Source organism: Streptomyces sp. NRRL WC-3549 (assembly GCF_000721935.1).
Taxonomy (GTDB): Bacteria; Actinomycetota; Actinomycetes; order Streptomycetales; family Streptomycetaceae; genus Streptomyces.
This window is the reverse complement of record NZ_KL585386.1, coordinates 63940-66528: the sequence shown is the minus strand read 5'-3', so window position 1 is coordinate 66528 and position 2589 is coordinate 63940. Positions and strand designations below refer to the sequence as shown.

The following is a 2589-nucleotide window of genomic DNA, read 5'->3' as shown; positions in this document are numbered from 1 at the left end:
CGCCAGCCGCGCGGCGTCGGCCAGGAGCAGCGCCCCGTCCGCGTCCGGGCCGGCCCGTACCGCGGCAGCAAGCTTCGTGGGTGTCGCGTCGGCGCCGAGTGCCGTGCCGCCGGGCCCCACGGCCGCACGCGGCGCCGGGCGGGGCGTGCCGTGCCGCAGCCGGCGTCGAGCACGGTGTCCCCGGGGCGCAGCCCCATGTCGGCGACGGCCCTGGCGAACGCCGGCCCGTCCCCCCGGTAGCGGCTGTCCCGGTCCGCCGCTCGCGCGGAGAAGAACTCCCGGACGTGCGTGTGCGCGTCGACCATGCGGACAGGATCGCGTACGAACCCCGCCTCCCGGTGCATTGACATGTCCCGCGCTTGTCGGAATGCTGTGGGAGCACATGCTTCTATCGATGTAAACTCGGTGCTTCCCGGCGGTGGCCGAGAAGTCCCGACGGTCCGGGCCACCCCCACAACCCCTCCGACGCGGTCCCGGCCGGACGCCCTCCCCACTCCGGCGCCCGTGCCGGCCAGGCGTCGAAGCGGAGGCCGACCGTGGAACGGGATCATGAAGCTTCTTCGCTGTCCTCGCAGCGCCGCCGCCTTCGCCCTGGTCGTCATGGCCATCGCCGTGATGTCGTTGCCGTCCGCTGTGCCCGCCCGAGCGGAACAGACGGGCATGCGGGCGGCGGACCCGAGTGTGATCCGGGTCGGCGGCACCTACGTGTCCGTGCAGTCGGCCGGAGGAGGCATCGCCGTACGGCAGGCTCCGTCGACGGCTGCCCTGGCCGCCGCCCCCGCCCGGCAGGTCTGGTCGGACACCCGTGACCTGGGTGAGGTCTGGGCGCCCGAGATCGTGCGGGACGGCGGCCGCTACCACATCTACTTCTCGGCCGGCCGGGGAGCGGCCCACCGGATGTACGTGATCAGCTCCGCCGACCCGGACAGCGGCTACGGCACCGAGACGAAACTGCGGCTCCCGGACGACAAATGGGCCATCGACGGAACCCTGTTCACCTTCGAGGGGCAGCGGTGGTTCGTCTGGTCGGGCTGGGAAGGCGACACCGACGTCGAGCAGAACCTCTACATCGCCCGGATGAGCAGTCCCACCACACCCGCCGGAGCACGGTATGTCATCTCGCAGCCCCGGGAGGGCTGGGAGCGGGTGGTGGGCGATCCGTTCGTCAACGAGGGGCCCGAGGCCGTCAAGGACCCGAACGGGCAACTGCACCTCACCTATTCGGCCAACGGCAGCTGGAGCGACCGGTACTGCCTGGCCGATCTGAGGCTGCGGGCCGGCGGTGACCCGACGTACGTGTGGGACTGGTACAAGTCGAACGGATGCCTGTTCGGGTCCGAACGGTCGACGATGATGCCCGGTTGGGACCCGACACTGCACGTCGACGGCCCCGGCCACCACAGCTTCGTCCTGCTCGACGGGGACATCGCCGCGAGCCCGCCCGCCGGACCGGCGTTCCCGCTGATGTTCCACGCGGTCCCGAAGGGGACGCCGTACGCCTGGGAGAACCGGTACTGGTACACCGGGACGTTCTGCTGGTGGGGCGACACCACCTACAGCCGCACCGGCGTTCCCGGTGCGGAGACAGACACGGGCTGGAGCCTGAAGTTCTTCGAGTAGCACGGGGGCCCGGGGGCGGAGTGCCGTCCGCACAGCGGCGGATCCGTGCGGACGCCCCGGCGACGCGGTCTGCGGCGAGGCGCCGTAGCTGTCGTCGCTGTGTGTCCCCGGCCGGGGCCGCGGGGCGGCGCTCAGGCGGCCATGTCCGCCATCGCGAGCACCTTGTCGACGTGTACGCGTACGAGGAGTTCTCCGGGGACGCCGTTGCGCGCCCCGAACTCCTCCGCCGCTTCCTGACCCATGTACCGCAACGCGATCCTGGTCGCCCACTCCCGTACCTCGCCGAGGTCCTCCCTGAGTTCGGCGCGTCCCTGGACCACGGCGAACGCGAACGGGGGCCGGTCGTCGTCGACGCAGACCGACACCCGGCCGTCACGCGCGAGGTTGCGGCCCTTCACGGTGTCCTCGCCGGTGTTGAAGACCAGATCGTCCCCGTCGAGCAGAAACCAGACGGGCGCGATGTGGGGGCTGCCGTCCGCCCGCACGGTCGCCACCTTGCCGGTGCGGGTCCCCTCCGAGAGGAACGCCCGCCATTCGTCCTGAGTCATGTGATGTGCCATGGGCCCATCTTCGGTCTCGGACAGCCGTGGCGCGAAGCGGCGCCCCGGTGGCCGGTAGGCGCTTGCCCGTGGCGATTGCGTGCGCAAGGCTTGCGCACGACGTGGGGAACGGATGAACGGGGAGGACACGTACATGGCGCTGGACCGGGGACTTGACTGGCTCCTTGACGATCTCACCACTCGGGTGGAGTACATACGACACGCACTCGTCCTGTCGAACGACGGGCTGGTCACCGGAGCGAGCACCGGCCTGGCCCGCGAGGACGCGGAACACCTGGCGGCCGTCTCGTCCGGGCTGCAGAGTCTGGCCAGAGGGTCGGGACGGCACTTCGGCGCGGGACGCGCCCGCCAGACCATGGTGGAGTTCGACGAGGCGATGCTGTTCGTCACCTGTCTCTTATACACATCT

At 70.9% G+C, this 2589-nt stretch carries 3 protein-coding genes and 1 pseudogene; 2 read left to right on the top strand and 2 right to left on the bottom strand.

Annotation, left to right across the window (positions count from 1 at the left end; translation table 11 throughout):
- Nucleotides 1-305: pseudogene (locus IH13_RS44330) on the bottom strand (SAM-dependent methyltransferase); the annotation flags it as partial.
- Between the two features lie 244 nt (nucleotides 306-549).
- Between IH13_RS44330 and IH13_RS0104630 the strand changes: the two are divergent.
- Complete coding sequence (locus IH13_RS0104630; protein ID WP_031081221.1) at nucleotides 550-1620, top strand: glycoside hydrolase family 43 protein; 1071 nt, start codon at nucleotides 550-552, stop codon at nucleotides 1618-1620.
- A 131-nt stretch (nucleotides 1621-1751) separates the two neighbouring features.
- Here the strand turns inward: IH13_RS0104630 and IH13_RS0104625 are convergent, their stop codons facing one another.
- Entirely contained in the window at nucleotides 1752-2180 is a 429-nt protein-coding gene (locus IH13_RS0104625) for a PPOX class F420-dependent oxidoreductase (protein ID WP_031081220.1), read from the bottom strand.
- A 133-nt stretch (nucleotides 2181-2313) separates the two neighbouring features.
- On the opposite strand from IH13_RS0104625, the gene IH13_RS0104620 reads away from it, so the two are divergent.
- On the top strand, nucleotides 2314-2589 hold a 276-nt coding region (locus IH13_RS0104620), incomplete at its 3' end, for a roadblock/LC7 domain-containing protein (protein WP_199814602.1).